16 protein-coding genes are annotated in these 14,057 nt (G+C 40.9%); 14 read left to right on the plus strand and 2 right to left on the minus strand.

The genetic code is table 11. The annotated features are described in order from the left end of the window. Positions 1-313 precede the first annotated feature (313 nt). Positions 314-1,117 (minus strand): DUF2189 domain-containing protein, encoded by an 804-nt coding sequence (locus tag QQK02_RS02690; protein ID WP_284206410.1) that lies wholly within the window; start codon positions 1,115-1,117, stop codon positions 314-316. A 417-nt stretch (positions 1,118-1,534) separates the two neighbouring features. Between QQK02_RS02690 and QQK02_RS02695 the strand changes: the two genes are divergently transcribed. The 3 genes from QQK02_RS02695 to QQK02_RS02705 all read left to right on the plus strand — a co-directional run bounded on the left by QQK02_RS02695 (position 1,535) and on the right by QQK02_RS02705 (position 3,786). Then, positions 1,535-2,440: a DUF3369 domain-containing protein gene (locus tag QQK02_RS02695; protein ID WP_284206411.1), complete on the plus strand. Its 906-nt coding sequence runs from the start codon at positions 1,535-1,537 to the stop codon at positions 2,438-2,440. Positions 2,441-2,457: 17 nt separating this feature from the next. Continuing rightward, on the plus strand, positions 2,458-2,904 hold the full coding sequence (locus QQK02_RS02700; RefSeq protein ID WP_284206412.1) for a GAF domain-containing protein: 447 nt from the start codon (positions 2,458-2,460) through the stop codon (positions 2,902-2,904). Positions 2,905-3,117: 213 nt separating this feature from the next. Continuing rightward, positions 3,118-3,786: a sensor histidine kinase gene (locus QQK02_RS02705; RefSeq protein ID WP_407705001.1), complete on the plus strand. Its 669-nt coding sequence runs from the start codon at positions 3,118-3,120 to the stop codon at positions 3,784-3,786. A 295-nt stretch (positions 3,787-4,081) separates the two neighbouring features. Here the strand turns inward: QQK02_RS02705 and QQK02_RS02710 are convergent, their stop codons facing one another. Beyond that, positions 4,082-5,014 (minus strand): hydrogen peroxide-inducible genes activator, encoded by a 933-nt coding sequence (locus tag QQK02_RS02710; protein WP_284206413.1) that lies wholly within the window; start codon positions 5,012-5,014, stop codon positions 4,082-4,084. A 108-nt stretch (positions 5,015-5,122) separates the two neighbouring features. Here QQK02_RS02710 and QQK02_RS02715 point away from each other — a divergent pair, with 108 nt between their 5' ends. From QQK02_RS02715 to QQK02_RS02765, 11 genes are all read left to right on the plus strand, one after another. Then, positions 5,123-5,251: a hypothetical protein gene (locus tag QQK02_RS02715; protein ID WP_284206414.1), complete on the plus strand. Its 129-nt coding sequence runs from the start codon at positions 5,123-5,125 to the stop codon at positions 5,249-5,251. Positions 5,252-5,505: 254 nt separating this feature from the next. Continuing rightward, positions 5,506-6,375 carry a universal stress protein gene (locus QQK02_RS02720; RefSeq protein ID WP_284206415.1) on the plus strand — a complete coding sequence of 290 codons (870 nt, stop codon included), beginning with the start codon at positions 5,506-5,508 and terminating at the stop codon, positions 6,373-6,375. 156 nt (positions 6,376-6,531) lie between these two features. After that, a complete protein-coding gene (locus QQK02_RS02725) occupies positions 6,532-6,975 on the plus strand; it encodes a Na+/H+ antiporter subunit E (RefSeq protein ID WP_284206416.1) in 444 nt (147 codons plus the stop codon). Further along, positions 6,972-7,238 carry a monovalent cation/H+ antiporter complex subunit F gene (locus QQK02_RS02730; RefSeq protein ID WP_284206417.1) on the plus strand — a complete coding sequence of 89 codons (267 nt, stop codon included), beginning with the start codon at positions 6,972-6,974 and terminating at the stop codon, positions 7,236-7,238. The genes QQK02_RS02725 and QQK02_RS02730 overlap by 4 nt, the downstream gene beginning before the upstream one ends. A 24-nt stretch (positions 7,239-7,262) precedes the next feature. Then, positions 7,263-7,592: a monovalent cation/H(+) antiporter subunit G gene (mnhG, locus tag QQK02_RS02735; RefSeq protein ID WP_284206418.1), complete on the plus strand. Its 330-nt coding sequence runs from the start codon at positions 7,263-7,265 to the stop codon at positions 7,590-7,592. Further along, positions 7,592-8,572, plus strand: a complete 981-nt coding sequence (locus tag QQK02_RS02740) for a DUF4040 domain-containing protein (protein WP_284206419.1) — start codon at positions 7,592-7,594, stop codon at positions 8,570-8,572. Before mnhG ends, QQK02_RS02740 begins: the two co-directional genes overlap by 1 nt. After that, positions 8,569-8,925 carry a cation:proton antiporter subunit C gene (locus QQK02_RS02745; protein ID WP_284206420.1) on the plus strand — a complete coding sequence of 119 codons (357 nt, stop codon included), beginning with the start codon at positions 8,569-8,571 and terminating at the stop codon, positions 8,923-8,925. The genes QQK02_RS02740 and QQK02_RS02745 overlap by 4 nt, the downstream gene beginning before the upstream one ends. Further along, positions 8,925-10,442, plus strand: a complete 1,518-nt coding sequence (locus QQK02_RS02750; RefSeq protein WP_284206421.1) for a monovalent cation/H+ antiporter subunit D family protein — start codon at positions 8,925-8,927, stop codon at positions 10,440-10,442. Before QQK02_RS02745 ends, QQK02_RS02750 begins: the two co-directional genes overlap by 1 nt. Beyond that, a complete protein-coding gene (locus QQK02_RS02755) occupies positions 10,439-11,971 on the plus strand; it encodes a monovalent cation/H+ antiporter subunit D family protein (RefSeq protein ID WP_284206422.1) in 1,533 nt (510 codons plus the stop codon). Before QQK02_RS02750 ends, QQK02_RS02755 begins: the two co-directional genes overlap by 4 nt. Continuing rightward, entirely contained in the window at positions 11,972-12,226 is a 255-nt protein-coding gene (locus QQK02_RS02760) for a hypothetical protein (RefSeq protein WP_284206423.1), read from the plus strand. It abuts the gene before it with no gap. Further along, complete coding sequence (locus QQK02_RS02765) at positions 12,219-13,943, plus strand: Na(+)/H(+) antiporter subunit D (RefSeq protein ID WP_284206424.1); 1,725 nt, start codon at positions 12,219-12,221, stop codon at positions 13,941-13,943. The genes QQK02_RS02760 and QQK02_RS02765 overlap by 8 nt, the downstream gene beginning before the upstream one ends. Positions 13,944-14,057 lie beyond the last annotated feature (114 nt).

The raw sequence follows: 14,057 nt of genomic DNA on the forward strand, positions 1-14,057 counted from the left end.
TTAAATCAGTGAGAAGCACCTTCTGCTCTTTACAACCCGCGCCATGTCACTGGTTCAAGCCCGCACTACAATAAAAAGCGTCCACCACATACTTTTCAAAAACTTCTTAACATATCTAAACTGAAATATTAGATTTAGTAACTTATATCTTACCTGACAATTAATATAAGCTTTAGCTTAGTCTTTTAATTGATATAGACCGAGTTAAACCATAAGCAGAAAGCAATGTTTGCAACACCTCGCCTTCCGCTGTTCTGGGATAAAAGTATTGCTGTCACCAGATAGTTAACTATGGGCAACGAATAAAGTAATGTTACTCGTAATGGCGTTGACGCTTTGTTTTGATAACGGCTATGTAAGCATGCCAACTTGCTAGAGCTAGAATAGGCATAGTGATAATAAAACCGAGCCCTAAAGTCAGCACACTAAACGTTATCATCGCGATAATAATAGTTGACCAAATCAACATAGGAACAACGTTAGCGTTAACAGCTTTAACTGACGTTGTTAATGCAGTCATAATATCTACACGTCGCTCTACCATAATCTGTGGTGTAAAAGCCGATAATGAAAATACAACAACTGAAATTATAGCCCCTGCTGATATTCCCATGCCAAGAAAAGTGATGAGTTCTTCAACAGTTGGGTTTATGTTGCTCGGATAAAAAACATGGATAAGTGAGGCAATACGCATCCACGCTATCATAATAATAACAAGTAATAATGCAAATCCCCACTCCCCTACAGGATTTCGAAACATTGACATAAAACTATGTTTGAATGTGGGCCTATGACCTTTTTCTAACTCCCATGCTACGTCATATAAGCCTGTAGCAAATACAGGTCCAATTAGTGAAAATGCAACGATAGAAGGGAGTATATATAAATGGTTGTTAGTCGATATGACTAAGAAGCAAATTGCTACTGGGATTATACTAAATACTATTCCATAACTTAATGAAATCAGAGGTGAATTTATTAAGTCTTTTATTGCTAAGCTCAACCAATGAAATGGCGCTGAGTTAGATACTGTATTGACATCAATAGCGCGGCTAAACTCTCTTTTTCTAATACGTTGTTGTTTATTTGCTTTATTTTCAATATGTGAAGAAGCCATATTATTAACCTTATGTATGCAGACATGTATTAGAAAATACGCTAGAAAGGCCTATTTAGTTCAATGTTACTTATATGAACATTTATTAATAAAAGAATGGAGATAAACATGAATATATTTTAGGTTGATTATTAATGGTCATTTAAAGTAAACAACCTCTTGCTAAGTTAATTTAGTTTATTCACTCATTGATACAGCAACCAGTTCTGCTTCCCCGCTCCCGAAATCGACATTACTACTAACTATTTGAGTTATTAACTCCCTGCCCTCTGTATTCAGCTTTGATAATTTCCTACAGATAAAAACAGCAATTAAACCTATAGAAAACATTCCGTAACGCAATTCCTTCGGATATTTATGGCATATTTTAACTTCGGTGCTAACTTTTAAATTACATAGCTAAAATATAGGTTAATAATGGACTGGTTAGCGGAAGAAGAAGAAGAAGAAGAAGAAGAAGAAGACATTATTGTCGTTAAAAGAAAGCCGTGGAAAGTGTTAATTATCGATGACGATGATGAAGTACATAAAGTAACACGCATGGCGATGAAGTCGTTCCATTTTCTTGGCAGAGAGCTCGACTTTGTAAGTGCATATAGTGCAAAAGAAGCAAAAGAGCTGTTAGCGGTGCACGCTGATATTGCAGTCATTTTATTGGATGTCGTCATGGAAACCGACGATGCTGGACTAAAGTTAGTTAACTATATTCGTAATGAGTGTAACAATACCACGACGAGAATAGTGCTACGTACAGGGCAACCTGGTACAGCGCCAGAAAGCGAAGTGATTAGAGATTATGATATTGATGGCTACAAAGCTAAAACTGAGATTACTCATGAGGGTCTTAATCATCTATTTTATGTTGCCTTAAGAACTTATCGCGACATTTGCCGTATAAATAACTATAAAGATGGATTGAAAGCATTGATAAGTGCGGTGCTCCGTATTGATAAGTTCAACAATGTAAACGATTTCTCAGCACATATACTGCAGTATCTATGTGAAGTGCTCGACGCTTATCAAGCAGAACTGGTTATCAATGATAAAAAGCCAGTCATTATTAACATTCGAAATGCTGAAGACGACGTATTGAGAAGTCACTCCCTGCATAGCAACAAATCAACAACGCAAAAGCTAATAGACCGCTCGCTCTCAACCCAATCTACGCAAACAGAAGAGAACTACACGGCTATTTACCATAAAAGCACAAATAACATTGAATCGGTAATAGTCATCGAAGCTGACTCAGAGCTCGACAATAACGCCTTTGACCTCATTCATGTATTTGCTGAACACGTCAGCATTCTTATTAGAAAAGTTTAAGCTAGAGCCGTAATTTTATGCAGAAAATTCAGATAGCTAAAATCATTCAATCGTTAAAGTCATCTTATGGCAAAGACATTTTAGACACGATTACCATGCAATTACATCAAGCAATAGGTGCTCAGTATACGTTTATTGCAAGGCTTGATAATCAACGTAACGTATCTAAAACCTTATCGTTAGTCGCCGATAATGAGTTTGCAGACAATATTGAGTACTCTCTTGAATTCACACCCTGTGCTGACGTTAGCGACAATTCAACCTGCATATATCCCAATAAAATTTGTAGCTTATACCCCAAAGACCAACTACTGAACGATATGGCCGTTGAAGGCTATGTCGGTGCCCCTTTACATAGCTCTAACGGCGATGTATTTGGTCTTGTAGTTGCCCTGTATTGCGAAGAAATAAGCTATTGCGATGAGGTTGCCGCCTTATTTGAACTATTTGCCGGTCGAATATAGGCTGAATTAGAGCGTACTGAAAAAGAAGATGCGTTAACAGAGCTCAATGCATCTCTTGAGAAAATCGTAACAAACAGAACAATCGAGCTAGAACATACCATTAAAAAGTTAACCCTTTCTCAAAAGCAACTTGTTGAGCAGGAGAAACTCGCATCACTTGGTCGATTAGTCGCTGGTATAGCGCATGAAATTAATACACCGCTTGGCGTAGCAGTGCTCGGTAATTCAACCGTTATTTCAAATATAGAAAGACTAGAACAACGCGTTAATGAGGGCAATTTAAGCAAAGCAGCGCTTGAACATTATATGGCTGATACCAAGGAGGCTAGCCAAGGTGTAGAATTTAACCTTGCTCGCGCGGCCGAACTTGTCGGTAACTTTAAACAGATGGCGACGGAATTTCATAATGACGAAAAATATGAAATTGAACTCGTAGAATGGTTAGTGACTTTATCGAGTAGTTTAAAACCTATGTTGAAAAAGCCAGGCATAAGCTTGGAATTAGATTTACCGCAACAGCCAGTAAAACTCAAAACCTACCCTTCACGTTTGGCCCAGGTCATCACGAATGTTATCGCCAATGCCAAAAGTCATGCATTTACAGAACAAAATAAAGCTCAGGATAAAGTTGTTACATTAGCCTTAGCGCGAGTTGATAACAGCATTGAAATAATAATTACTGACAATGGCATTGGTATGGATGAAGCTACTCAACAAAAAATCTTAGAGCCCTTTTTTACCACTAATCGTAATCAAGGTGGCATGGGATTAGGTATGAGTATTGTCCATAATTTAGTAACGAATTCGCTAGCGGGCACCTTGTCAATCTATAGTAAAGTAAACCAAGGAACAGAGGTAAAAGTCTGTATTGATAAAGCCTAATTCGAATGTATCAGGCTTGATTGGTTAGGTTTTATTAATCGAGCATAATCATTTAAGGCGTGCTTAAACAACAGTAATCGTTGGAAGCTTTACGTAGCTTAAACGTGACAACCGAAGTTGAGGCGATTCTCTAGTTAAGTTTCCAAGCTTACTTAGCCATTACCGCATCAATGGTAGAGTTGAAATGTCATATATTATTGCTGTACAAAGTTCTCAAAAAACTAATCCTTTGCTACATGATACATACCGGAACTGGAATTTTGGCCCGTAAAGTATGTTGCAGAAAGCAGTGTGCTCAGAAATTCAAATTAACCTTACTTAGATTGCTTTTTACTAATGTTCGTATTTGCTCTGCTAACTGTCTATAAAAACTTCGATTGGGAGAATTTATTCGCCATGCCAAAACATGAGTGCGATAAATTTGTAACTTCTCCACATTTCTGATGCTCAACTTTTGTAGGTGGTTTATTTCGGAGTTGATATAAAGTTCGGGTAGAAAGGTTAATCCCATTTTCATCATTACCATTTGGCGTAAAGCATCTAGGCTGGTGCCCTCGTAGTCTCTAGCAATATTGGCGCCTAGCTCTTTGCACAAAAACTCTATTTGGTGATAGCTACTATATTGTTCCTGCAATGTCAGAATATTCTGCCCATTAAGGTGATGGGGTTGGATTTTCTTTAGCTTAGCAAGTGGATGATCTTCAGGAATAGTGAGTTGAAGCGGCTCATGAAATAGCACCTCGGTCGTCAAGCGAGAGTTACTGAAAGGCAGGGGGATCATCACTAAATCCAAGCGACCTTCCAATAGGTCGATTTCCAGGGTTTCTGGCATGTTCTCCCTAACATAGAGCTTCAGTGAAGAGTAGGCACTTTGTAGACCGGGCAAAATATGCGGCAGCAGATAAGGACCGACGGTTGGCGACACACCGACACGGAAGGTGCCTCCTGGACCGCTATTAATCATATCCGCTTGATCCATAAATCCACGCATTTCTTCAATAACTTGTCGCGCATTGCTTAACAAATTTCTCCCTGATGGCGTTAAAGTCGACCCACTGCGGCTACGCTCAACCAAGGTAAGATTTAAAGCTTTTTCAAGGCTGTAGATTTGCGCTGTTAGCGTAGGCTGACTGATATTCAGGCGCTCTGCTGCACCGCGAAAAGTGGTGGATTCAGCAAGGCAGACAAAGTATTCCAGCTGCTTAATTGTTGGGGTTTTTATCGCCATTTTAATGCCTATCTCAAGATGATTTTTCTTGTTCGTGATAGATAAATACTATCAATAAAATATAACTATTTCTATTGCCCTATCATCTACAGGTCTTCAAAGTAGAAGTTGTACTTAATTGCAAGTGATGAGGAAGCGGCTACAGATAACCAAGCCAGTGGCGAACAAAAGTTGAATAAACAAGCCTTTGCAGATAATAAAACGCTCTTTGATGAGTTAACACAGATTGAATCCTGACGTGTTACTTTTTACCTGCACCGATTTCCGCATCGAGTTTCACCTGATAAATCAGGCAAGCCAGACAAAAGCAGAATACATGTCTGGGGTTAAGAAGTAGGTAGCAGCTAACTCTGCTGCAGCTATAGTGAGAAAAGCGATTATTAACCCATTACCTAGCACAGTAAAGCTGAGTAATATTACTTACTATTAATGTTTAGGAATGTAACGATGAACCAGTTATGTGTTGCAATCCTGATTAGGAGACTTTGCGCGTGACCAAATCAATACTTGTCGTTACAGACGAACATGATAATTTACCTATCGAAAAAGCTCATACTGTAACCTCTTATTTAGATGCAAAATTAGAATTTGTTCGTTTCCTAAACAAACTAGATACTGAAGACGAACAACAACGTCAGCAAATAATTGATGAAAATAAACAAATCCTGCAGCATGACATTTCCAAGATATGTGGCGAAGATGCAAATGTCACCTGCAATGTGGTAGCTACCGATGACATTGCTGGCTGGATATTGAGCGCTTGTAAGGAAAATAAGTTTGACTTTGTAGTTAAAGCGAGCAATCAAACTGACAGCCTTACCCATACGCCATTAGATTCGCTCCTCATGCAAAAGCTTCCCTGCCCTATCTTTTTAGCAAGCAATCGCAAATGGAAAAGCAAAAAAGTTATTTTGGCAGCCGTTGACCTATCTACGAATGATAAACTCAAAAAAGATTACAATAACATTGTATTAAAGTGGATAGCCTTGTTGTCTAGTGTTTTTGATTATGAAGCGCATATTATTTATAGCATTCCCATTTCAAGGCCGTTATTAGAGTTTGATGTCATTGACAAACTAGAAGTTCAAAAAAGTAAGCAGCCTGAAGCAGAAAAAAAATTGTCGTCGCTAACAAGTAATTTTAATTTGGGCGATGCTCACACCCACATTACAGTTGGTACTGTAGAAAAAAACATTCCTTCTCTTGCTAATAAGCTAAAAGCTGATTTAGTCATCATGGGGTGTGTGGGGCAAAAAGGACTGAAAGACTTTCTATTCGGTAAAACAGCCGAAAATACGTTAGATAAATTGCGCACCGACCTGCTAATTTGTAGAGGTCAGCGTTCCAAAATTAGAAAATAAATGTTGATTTCGTATGCTAGAAATATTTATGAGTAGAAATCAAAAACGCTTAACTAAAGGCTTTTCAGGTCAATTTATCCCAGCTAGCCATAATATACACCATAAAAAAGTAGGTTTTAATTAATGTATCTCATTAAATGGGCAATATTACTTTCCATGTTCTGGTTGTTACTTTCAGGATACATCCAACCTTTGTTGCTTAGTTTTGGCGCAGCATCTGTTGCTGTCGTACTTTTGATCATCAAGCGTATGGATGACATTGACAAAGAGCCATTTCAAACCGGTACAGGCCGTCAAATTATTCAGTACCTTCCCTATTTGACCGGGCAAATTATTCTGTCCAGCATTCAGGTAACTAAGCTCATTTGGCGTTCACCGGTGAAGTTGGAGCCAGCTACAGCCAAAATAAAAGCAAAAGATTTACCTCGAGACAAGCGCGTTCTATATGCAAATTCAATTACGCTAACGCCTGGCACATTGACCGTGGATTTGGTTGACGACGAACTCACTGTTCATGCATTACAAGGATCTTCCGTTGACGAACTTGCCGAAGGTAATATGGAAAGAAAGATAGACAGCATATGGGGGAACAAAAAATGACTACAGTTTTTGCCGTGGTATGTATTGCTATTTTAGTTGTTATGGCAATTGCGTTAGCAAGAGCGTTTATCGCGCCAACCGTGTATGACCGCATTATAGGTATCAATATGTTTGGCACAAAGACAGTGTTATTTATCGCTGCTGTTGGTTTCCTGATGGGACGCCCTGAATTTCTCGACATTGCTATTGTTTATGCACTTATCAATTTTATTGGAATGGTCGCGGTACTCCGCTTTTTTGAGGACACTACACCCGTTAAATAGGTGTTTTACTTACTAAGGATAAATATGCTTTTTTTAGACGTAATCAGTAGTATCCTGCTAATTTCAGGTGTATTTTTTGGCTTGAGTGGCGCTATCGGAATTTTTAAATTCCCTGATTTTTTCACACGCATTCATGCAGCAAGTATTACTGACTCGATCGCGACGATATTGATAGTGGGCGGATTGCTCCTGCAAACGTCTTTCGACTTAAATACTGTCAAGCTTATTTTTATTCTAGTGTTTCTTATGATCACTAGCCCAACAGCTTCTCATGCACTTGCTAAGTCTGCCCGCCATGGAGGTTTACTCACAATGGCGGAAGCAAAAGAGAAAAAACAGGAGAAAACGGGTTAATGGCTGAGCTGATTAATTTAGTATTGCTAGCAATGCTAGCACTTACCGCCTTAAGGATCATATTCTTAAAAGACTTATTTGCCGTTATTATGCTGTTCGGTATTTTTAGTTTTTTATCGGCCTTGATCTTCATAAACCTTGATGCTGTTGATGTTGCCTTTACCGAAGCATCAGTAGGAGCGGGCATTTCTACCGTGTTAATGTTAGGAACCTTGGCATTAACGGGTCGCAAAGAAAAAGCAAACTCTCACTCTTCGTTTTTACCTCTAGTGGTTGTATGTATCACAGGAGCCGCATTAATATACGGTACACTCGATATGCCTGATTTCGGCGATCCTGACAATCCCGTACACCAGCATGTCGCACCTCGATACATAGAAGAGTCACCAAAAGAAGTCGGATTACCCAATATGGTGACGTCTGTTTTGGCTAGTTACCGAGGTTTTGATACGCTTGGAGAGGTAGTTGTAGTCTTCGCTGCCCTCATCGCTGTTCTTTCTTTGTTAAGCATTCGCAAGGAAACAGAGCAAGATGCTTCTGAGTCTGGTTTAAAAAGCCATCACGTACTTCACGTGGTCGCAAAACTTGTTATCCCTCTTATCATCCTGTTCGCACTCTATGTCCAGTTTCATGGTGATTTTGGTCCCGGAGGCGGTTTCCAAGCTGGCGTGATAGCGGCTGCAGCACTCATTTTATATGCCCTTGTTTTTGGTTTACCAAATGCATTCGCCGTGATCGGCGCCAAATTTTTATATTGTATGGCCTCAGCGGGTGTTTTACTGTACGCAAGTGTGGGGTTATTTAGCATGTATAAAGGCGGTAATTTTTTGGATTACAACAAGATCGCAGCGGAACCATTAGCGGGTCAACACTACGGCATAATCATTATTGAATTAGGTGTGGGAATTACCGTATTTGCCGTCATGCTGAGTATTTTCTATGCCTTTAGTAGCCAGACAGCGAGGTCAAACATCAAGTGAATTTTATTCTCGATCATTACAACTACTGGATCACCATAATTTTGATGATGGCCGGTTTTTACATTGTTATCTCTGCTAACAATCTCGTTAAAAAAATTGTTGGTTTGAATGTATTTCAAGTGTCTGTGTTCTTGCTTTATATCACTATGGGTAAAGTGAGTGGTGGCACGGCACCAATTGTAGTTGACGGTGCTACTCAATATTCTAACCCCCTACCGCATGTACTCATTCTTACCGCAATTGTTGTAGGTGTTGCTACAACCGCGGTTGGGCTAGCACTCATTGTTAGGATCAAAGGAGCTTACGGCACCGTTGAAGAAAATGAATTTAAAGATCAGGATGACGCCATATAATGCTTGAACAACATCTAGCTGCACTACCTATACTAATTCCATTATTAGCAGCACCTATAACATTTATTCTGGGTCGTTCATGGTTTACATGGCTCTTTGCAACGTCAACCAGTGCACTCGCCTGCTTTTTTTCGTGGCACTTGTTAGCTGCCGCGTTGTCTGATGGTGTGCTCAGTTATGCACTTGGTGGTTGGCCGCCACCATGGGGTATTGAGTTGCGCGTCGACACAGCTAACGCCTTTGTATTGCTTGCCGTATCGACACTTTCAACCTTGGTATTAGTCTATGCTAAAGACAGTATCGAAAAAGAAATTGAAGCATCAAAGCATTCTTTATTCTATACCGCACACTTGCTTTGCCTTGCTGGTCTTTCCGGTATGTTATTGACGGGTGATGCCTTTAACCTATTTGTTTTCTTAGAGGTTTCTTCTCTCGCAACTTATACATTGGTGAGCCTAGCATCTGATCGTCGTTGTTTAACTGCGGCGTTTCGTTATCTCGTCATGGGCACGATAGGCGCTACCTTTATTTTGATTGGTGTCGGCATGCTCTACATGATGACTGGCACGCTAAATATGCTCGACTTGGCGAGCAGAATCGATGTCTACGAAAGTAGCCGCACGATAAACACTGGCATGGCGTTTATTATCGTTGGCGTCAGTATTAAGCTTGCTTTATTCCCCTTACATATGTGGCTCCCTCCTGCTTATACCTATGCGCCGTCGGCGGTTAGTGCATTTTTAGCCAGTACCGCTACTAAGGTCGCTGTCTACGTGATGATTCGATTTATCTTCACGGTATTCGAGGTGGAACATGTATTTGAAGAAATGAGGATGGATCTGATTTTAATGGTGTTAGCTATTGTTGCTATCTTCAAATCTTCATACACAGCTATCGTACAAAGTAATGTCAAAACCGTACTTGCCTACAGTAGTGTGGCTCAAATCGGTTACATGATTCTCGGTCTAAGCCTAGTGAGCGTTACCGGATTAATGGCTAGTTTTATCCATATCTTTAATCATGCACTTATGAAAGGGGCATTGTTTATGGCCGTTGGTGCGGTCTTCTATCGTGTAGGCTCTGTCGATATAAAAGCATTTAGAGGGCTGGGCAAACAGATGCCCCTGACAATGGCGGCATTTACCATTGCAGGTCTGAGCATCATAGGCGTGCCACTTACCGTTGGCTTTATCAGTAAATGGTACTTAGTCACTGCGGCACTAGAGCAAAACCACTGGGTTATAGCTGCTTTAGTTTTGGCTGGTTCTCTATTAGCTGTTGTTTATATTGGCCGCGTTATTGAGGCGGCCTACTTCCAAGAGCCAACTGAATCTCAAGCTCATAATAAAATCAAGGAAGTTCCTTGGCTTATGCTAACGCCAATGTGGGTTCTCGTATTGGCCAACATCTATTTTGGCGTTGATACGAGCTTAACAACCGAAGCCGCTAATGCTGCATCTGAGTGGCTCTTTCAAAATACTGAAATGGCAACTACCCGTCAGGAGGTGATCAAATGAATCTCTGGCAGAATGTAGAGCCTTCACAACTGATTACGCTATCGATTTTAGTACCTTTGATTGGTGCACTACTTGTTATCTTAACGGGCAAAATACCGAACCTAAGAGAAGCCATAACGCTAGTAACGGCAACTATCTTATTTAGTATTGTACTTGCCATTACAGACTTCACTTTCCAAGGTGAAGACATGCATATACAGGTGATTGAGTTATTTCCTGGTTTAGACATTAGCTTTGAAGTTGAGCCCCTTGGCGTACTTTTCGCTCTGGTTGCTAGCTTTTTGTGGATTATTACCAGCATCTATGCCATTGGCTACATGCGTGGACACAATGAACAAAATCAAACACGATTTTTCTGTTGTTTTGCGCTTGCAATTAGCTCCGTTATGGCAATTTGTTTTTCAGGCAACTTACTCACCCTATTTATTTTCTATGAAGTACTGACCTTTTCGACTTACCCACTTGTTACCCATGCCGGTAATGATGCAGCGAAAAAAGGTGGTCGAATTTATCTGGGAATTTTACTGAGCACTTCCATCGCATTTCTGCTCCTTGCGGTGCTTGGCACCTACTCCTTAACTGGCACCTTGGATTTCCGAGCCGGCGGAATTTTTGATGACTCTCATAATAAAGTCATTCTTGGTGGTCTACTTGTTTTATTCTGCTATGGCATTGGTAAGGCGGCAATTATGCCTTTCCACCGTTGGTTACCTGCTGCAATGGTTGCGCCGACTCCTGTCAGTGCATTGTTGCATGCGGTAGCGGTGGTGAAAGCTGGTGTCTTTAGTATTTTAAAAATTGTTATCTATATTTTTGGTTTAGAGGAACTTAAAACCCTCGCCACAACAGACATCATGCTTTATATCGGCGCCGCGACCATACTACTTTCTTCCTGCATTGCGATGACAAAAGATAACCTTAAGGCACGTCTAGCCTACTCTACCGTCAGTCAGTTGAGCTACATTGTCGTTGGCGCTTTACTAGCATCTTCGGTAGCGAGTGCCGGTGCAGCTTTACACATTGCAACGCACGCAGTAGGTAAAATAACGTTATTCTTCTGTGCTGGCGCAATCATGGTTGCCAGTCACAAGAAAAACATTAGCGAGATGGTTGGTTTGGGTAGGAAAATGCCGATCACCATGGTTGCTTTTGCTATTGGCGCTATCAGTATCATTGGCTTGCCACCGATGGCTGGAACGTGGAGTAAGTGGTATCTCACGATAGGGGCACTAGAAGCAGATAAATTATTTATTGTCGCCACATTGATGGTTAGCTCTCTGCTCAATATTGCTTATCTGTTGCCCATTCCTATTAAAGCGTTTTTCAATACCTCATCAGGAGAACAAAAACCTTGGTCATGGGCTGATACCAAGGAAGCACCGCTGCCAATGTTAATTGCACTTAGTGTGACTTCACTGGCTTGCTTTGTTCTGTTTTTCTATCCTCAACCCTTAATCGACTTAATTAATTTGATTCCGGGCGTTTCGACGGAAGTTGAGATGACTAACAACTTAAATGGAGATGGCTAAATGGCTGACCAGCATGAACCCCGTGACTTCTTCGACAAGCCAGAAAACATAGAGAAAATGCTAAAAGTTTTCTATGTAATTTGTGGACTTTTGGTTGTTGCAGACTTTATTGTCCATCGCCATATTTACCATGACTGGGAAAATATACCGGCCTTCTACGCTATCTATGGCTTTGTCGGCTGTTCCCTATTAGTGTTTGTCGCAAAGTGGATGCGAACATTTTTAATGCGCAAGGAAGATTACTACGATGAGTAATATGATTCCGTTTCTTCCCCTAATGCTGGGAGCTTTAGCTGCGTTATTTTTAAGAGGCTGGGCGCGTAATATCATCATGCTAGCGGCGCCTATAGTTGGCGCGCTTAACCTAATGGGCTTTGAGCATGGCGTGTTTTGGGCCATGGAGTTTATGGGCTACAGCCTTGAGCTCGTGAAGGTAGACAAGCTCAGCTTAATGTTTGGTTATCTTTTCCATCTAGCGGCTTTGATCGCCGTCATTTACGCCTTACATGTTAAAGATACTGTCCAACATGTGGCGGGTTTGGCTTACGCGAGTAGCGCGGTAGGTGCCGTGTTTGCGGGAGATCTATTGACCTTATTTGTTTTTTGGGAGCTATTAGCCCTAACGTCAGTATTCCTTATCTGGGCTCGTCGAACTGATCGCGCTTACGCATCTGGCCTACGTTACTTGATCATTCAGGTGCTGTCTGGCGTCTTATTGTTGGCAGGTCTACTGATATTCGCAAAAGTGAATAACAGCCTACTATTTTCCCATATTGGCTTAGATCATGATGGTATTGCACAAATTGGCGCATGGTTAATATTTGCAGCCTTTGGTATTAAAAGTGCTTTCCCATTTGTACATAACTGGCTTACCGACTCGTATCCAGAATCAACACCATCAGGTACCATATTCTTAGCGTCTTTCACCACAAAAGTTGCTGTCTATGCGTTTGCTCGAGCTTTCGCGGGCGAAGAGATTCTGGTTTGGATTGGTGTCACTATGGCATGTTTCCCTATTTTCTTCGCAGTAATTGAAAACGACCTACGTCGCGTATTGGCTTATAGCTTGATTAACCAGATAGGTTTCATGATTGTAGGCATTGGTATCGGTACATCTTTAGCACTTAATGGCGCCGTAGCGCACGCCTTCAATGACGTTATCTTTAAGGGATTGTTAATGATGACGATGGGCGCGGTATTACACATGACCGGCAAGATCAACGGTTCAGAGTTAGGAGGGCTATACAAAAGCATGCCCAAAACTACCATATTGTGTATCGTGGGTGCGGCGTCTATTTCGGCCTTCCCGCTATTTAGTGGTTTTGTCTCCAAATCTATGATCATGGCAGCTGCGGTGAAAGAAGGTTATGACTATGTGTGGTTGCTACTATTATTTGCCGCTGCGGGTGTATTCCACCATGCAGGTATTAAAATTCCATATTTCGCATTCTTCGCTCATGATTCTGGCATCCGCACTACAGAGCCACCAAAAAACATGCTCATTGCCATGACCATAGCAGCTATTGCTTGTGTTGTATTAGGTAGTTTCCCTGCACAAACAGTGTACGCCCTATTACCTTGGGAACATGATTATCAACCCTATGATGTCACTCACGTTTTAACACAGCTTCAATTGTTATTCTTCTCTGCACTCGCTTTTGTTTGGTTAAATCAGCGCAATTTGTATCCGCCTGAGTTGCCATCTACTAACCTTGATGTAGATTGGTTCTATCGTAAGCTAGCCCCTAATATCGTTAAAAAAGTGGCTTGTAAAACCTACGGCGCATACGAGAAGTTGGAAAACACCGTGGTTATTTCGATAAAGCACATGTTACAGAGTTCATATGATGAAGAGTCAGGAAAACCAAAAGGATACTTTGCAAAGCTATGGCCAATTGAGACCATGGTCGTGTGGGTCGCAGGATTGCTAGCGGCCTATTTAATGCTTTACTACATCATTGGCCTGCTTTAACGAACAGGGTCATTCGATAGAGAGAGTATCTAGCTATTGAAGTATTACGGCCGAACAAGTATTGATTATTGTTCGGCCTCGACAAATGTCATTTTGATGAGATGCTAGCCATTA

It is taken from the genome of Thalassotalea eurytherma, from assembly GCF_030161415.1.
In the GTDB taxonomy this organism is placed as follows: domain Bacteria; phylum Pseudomonadota; class Gammaproteobacteria; order Enterobacterales; family Alteromonadaceae; genus Thalassotalea_G; species Thalassotalea_G eurytherma.

Bases quoted from the DNA above. Each gene is read 5' to 3' on its own strand.
- QQK02_RS02710 (WP_284206413.1), bottom strand. From the start codon at position 5,014: ATGGCGATAAAAACCCCAACAATTAAGCAGCTGGAATACTTTGTCTGC.
- QQK02_RS02690 (WP_284206410.1), bottom strand. From the start codon at position 1,117: ATGGCTTCTTCACATATTGAAAATAAAGCAAATAAACAACAACGTATT.
- QQK02_RS02730 (WP_284206417.1), top strand. From the start codon at position 6,972: ATGACTACAGTTTTTGCCGTGGTATGTATTGCTATTTTAGTTGTTATG.
- QQK02_RS02695 (WP_284206411.1), top strand. From the start codon at position 1,535: ATGGACTGGTTAGCGGAAGAAGAAGAAGAAGAAGAAGAAGAAGAAGAC.
- QQK02_RS02765 (WP_284206424.1), top strand. From the start codon at position 12,219: ATGAGTAATATGATTCCGTTTCTTCCCCTAATGCTGGGAGCTTTAGCT.
- QQK02_RS02760 (WP_284206423.1), top strand. From the start codon at position 11,972: ATGGCTGACCAGCATGAACCCCGTGACTTCTTCGACAAGCCAGAAAAC.
- QQK02_RS02725 (WP_284206416.1), top strand. From the start codon at position 6,532: ATGTTCTGGTTGTTACTTTCAGGATACATCCAACCTTTGTTGCTTAGT.
- QQK02_RS02700 (WP_284206412.1), top strand. From the start codon at position 2,458: ATGCAGAAAATTCAGATAGCTAAAATCATTCAATCGTTAAAGTCATCT.
- QQK02_RS02755 (WP_284206422.1), top strand. From the start codon at position 10,439: ATGAATCTCTGGCAGAATGTAGAGCCTTCACAACTGATTACGCTATCG.
- mnhG (WP_284206418.1), top strand. From the start codon at position 7,263: ATGCTTTTTTTAGACGTAATCAGTAGTATCCTGCTAATTTCAGGTGTA.
- QQK02_RS02740 (WP_284206419.1), top strand. From the start codon at position 7,592: ATGGCTGAGCTGATTAATTTAGTATTGCTAGCAATGCTAGCACTTACC.
- QQK02_RS02750 (WP_284206421.1), top strand. From the start codon at position 8,925: ATGCTTGAACAACATCTAGCTGCACTACCTATACTAATTCCATTATTA.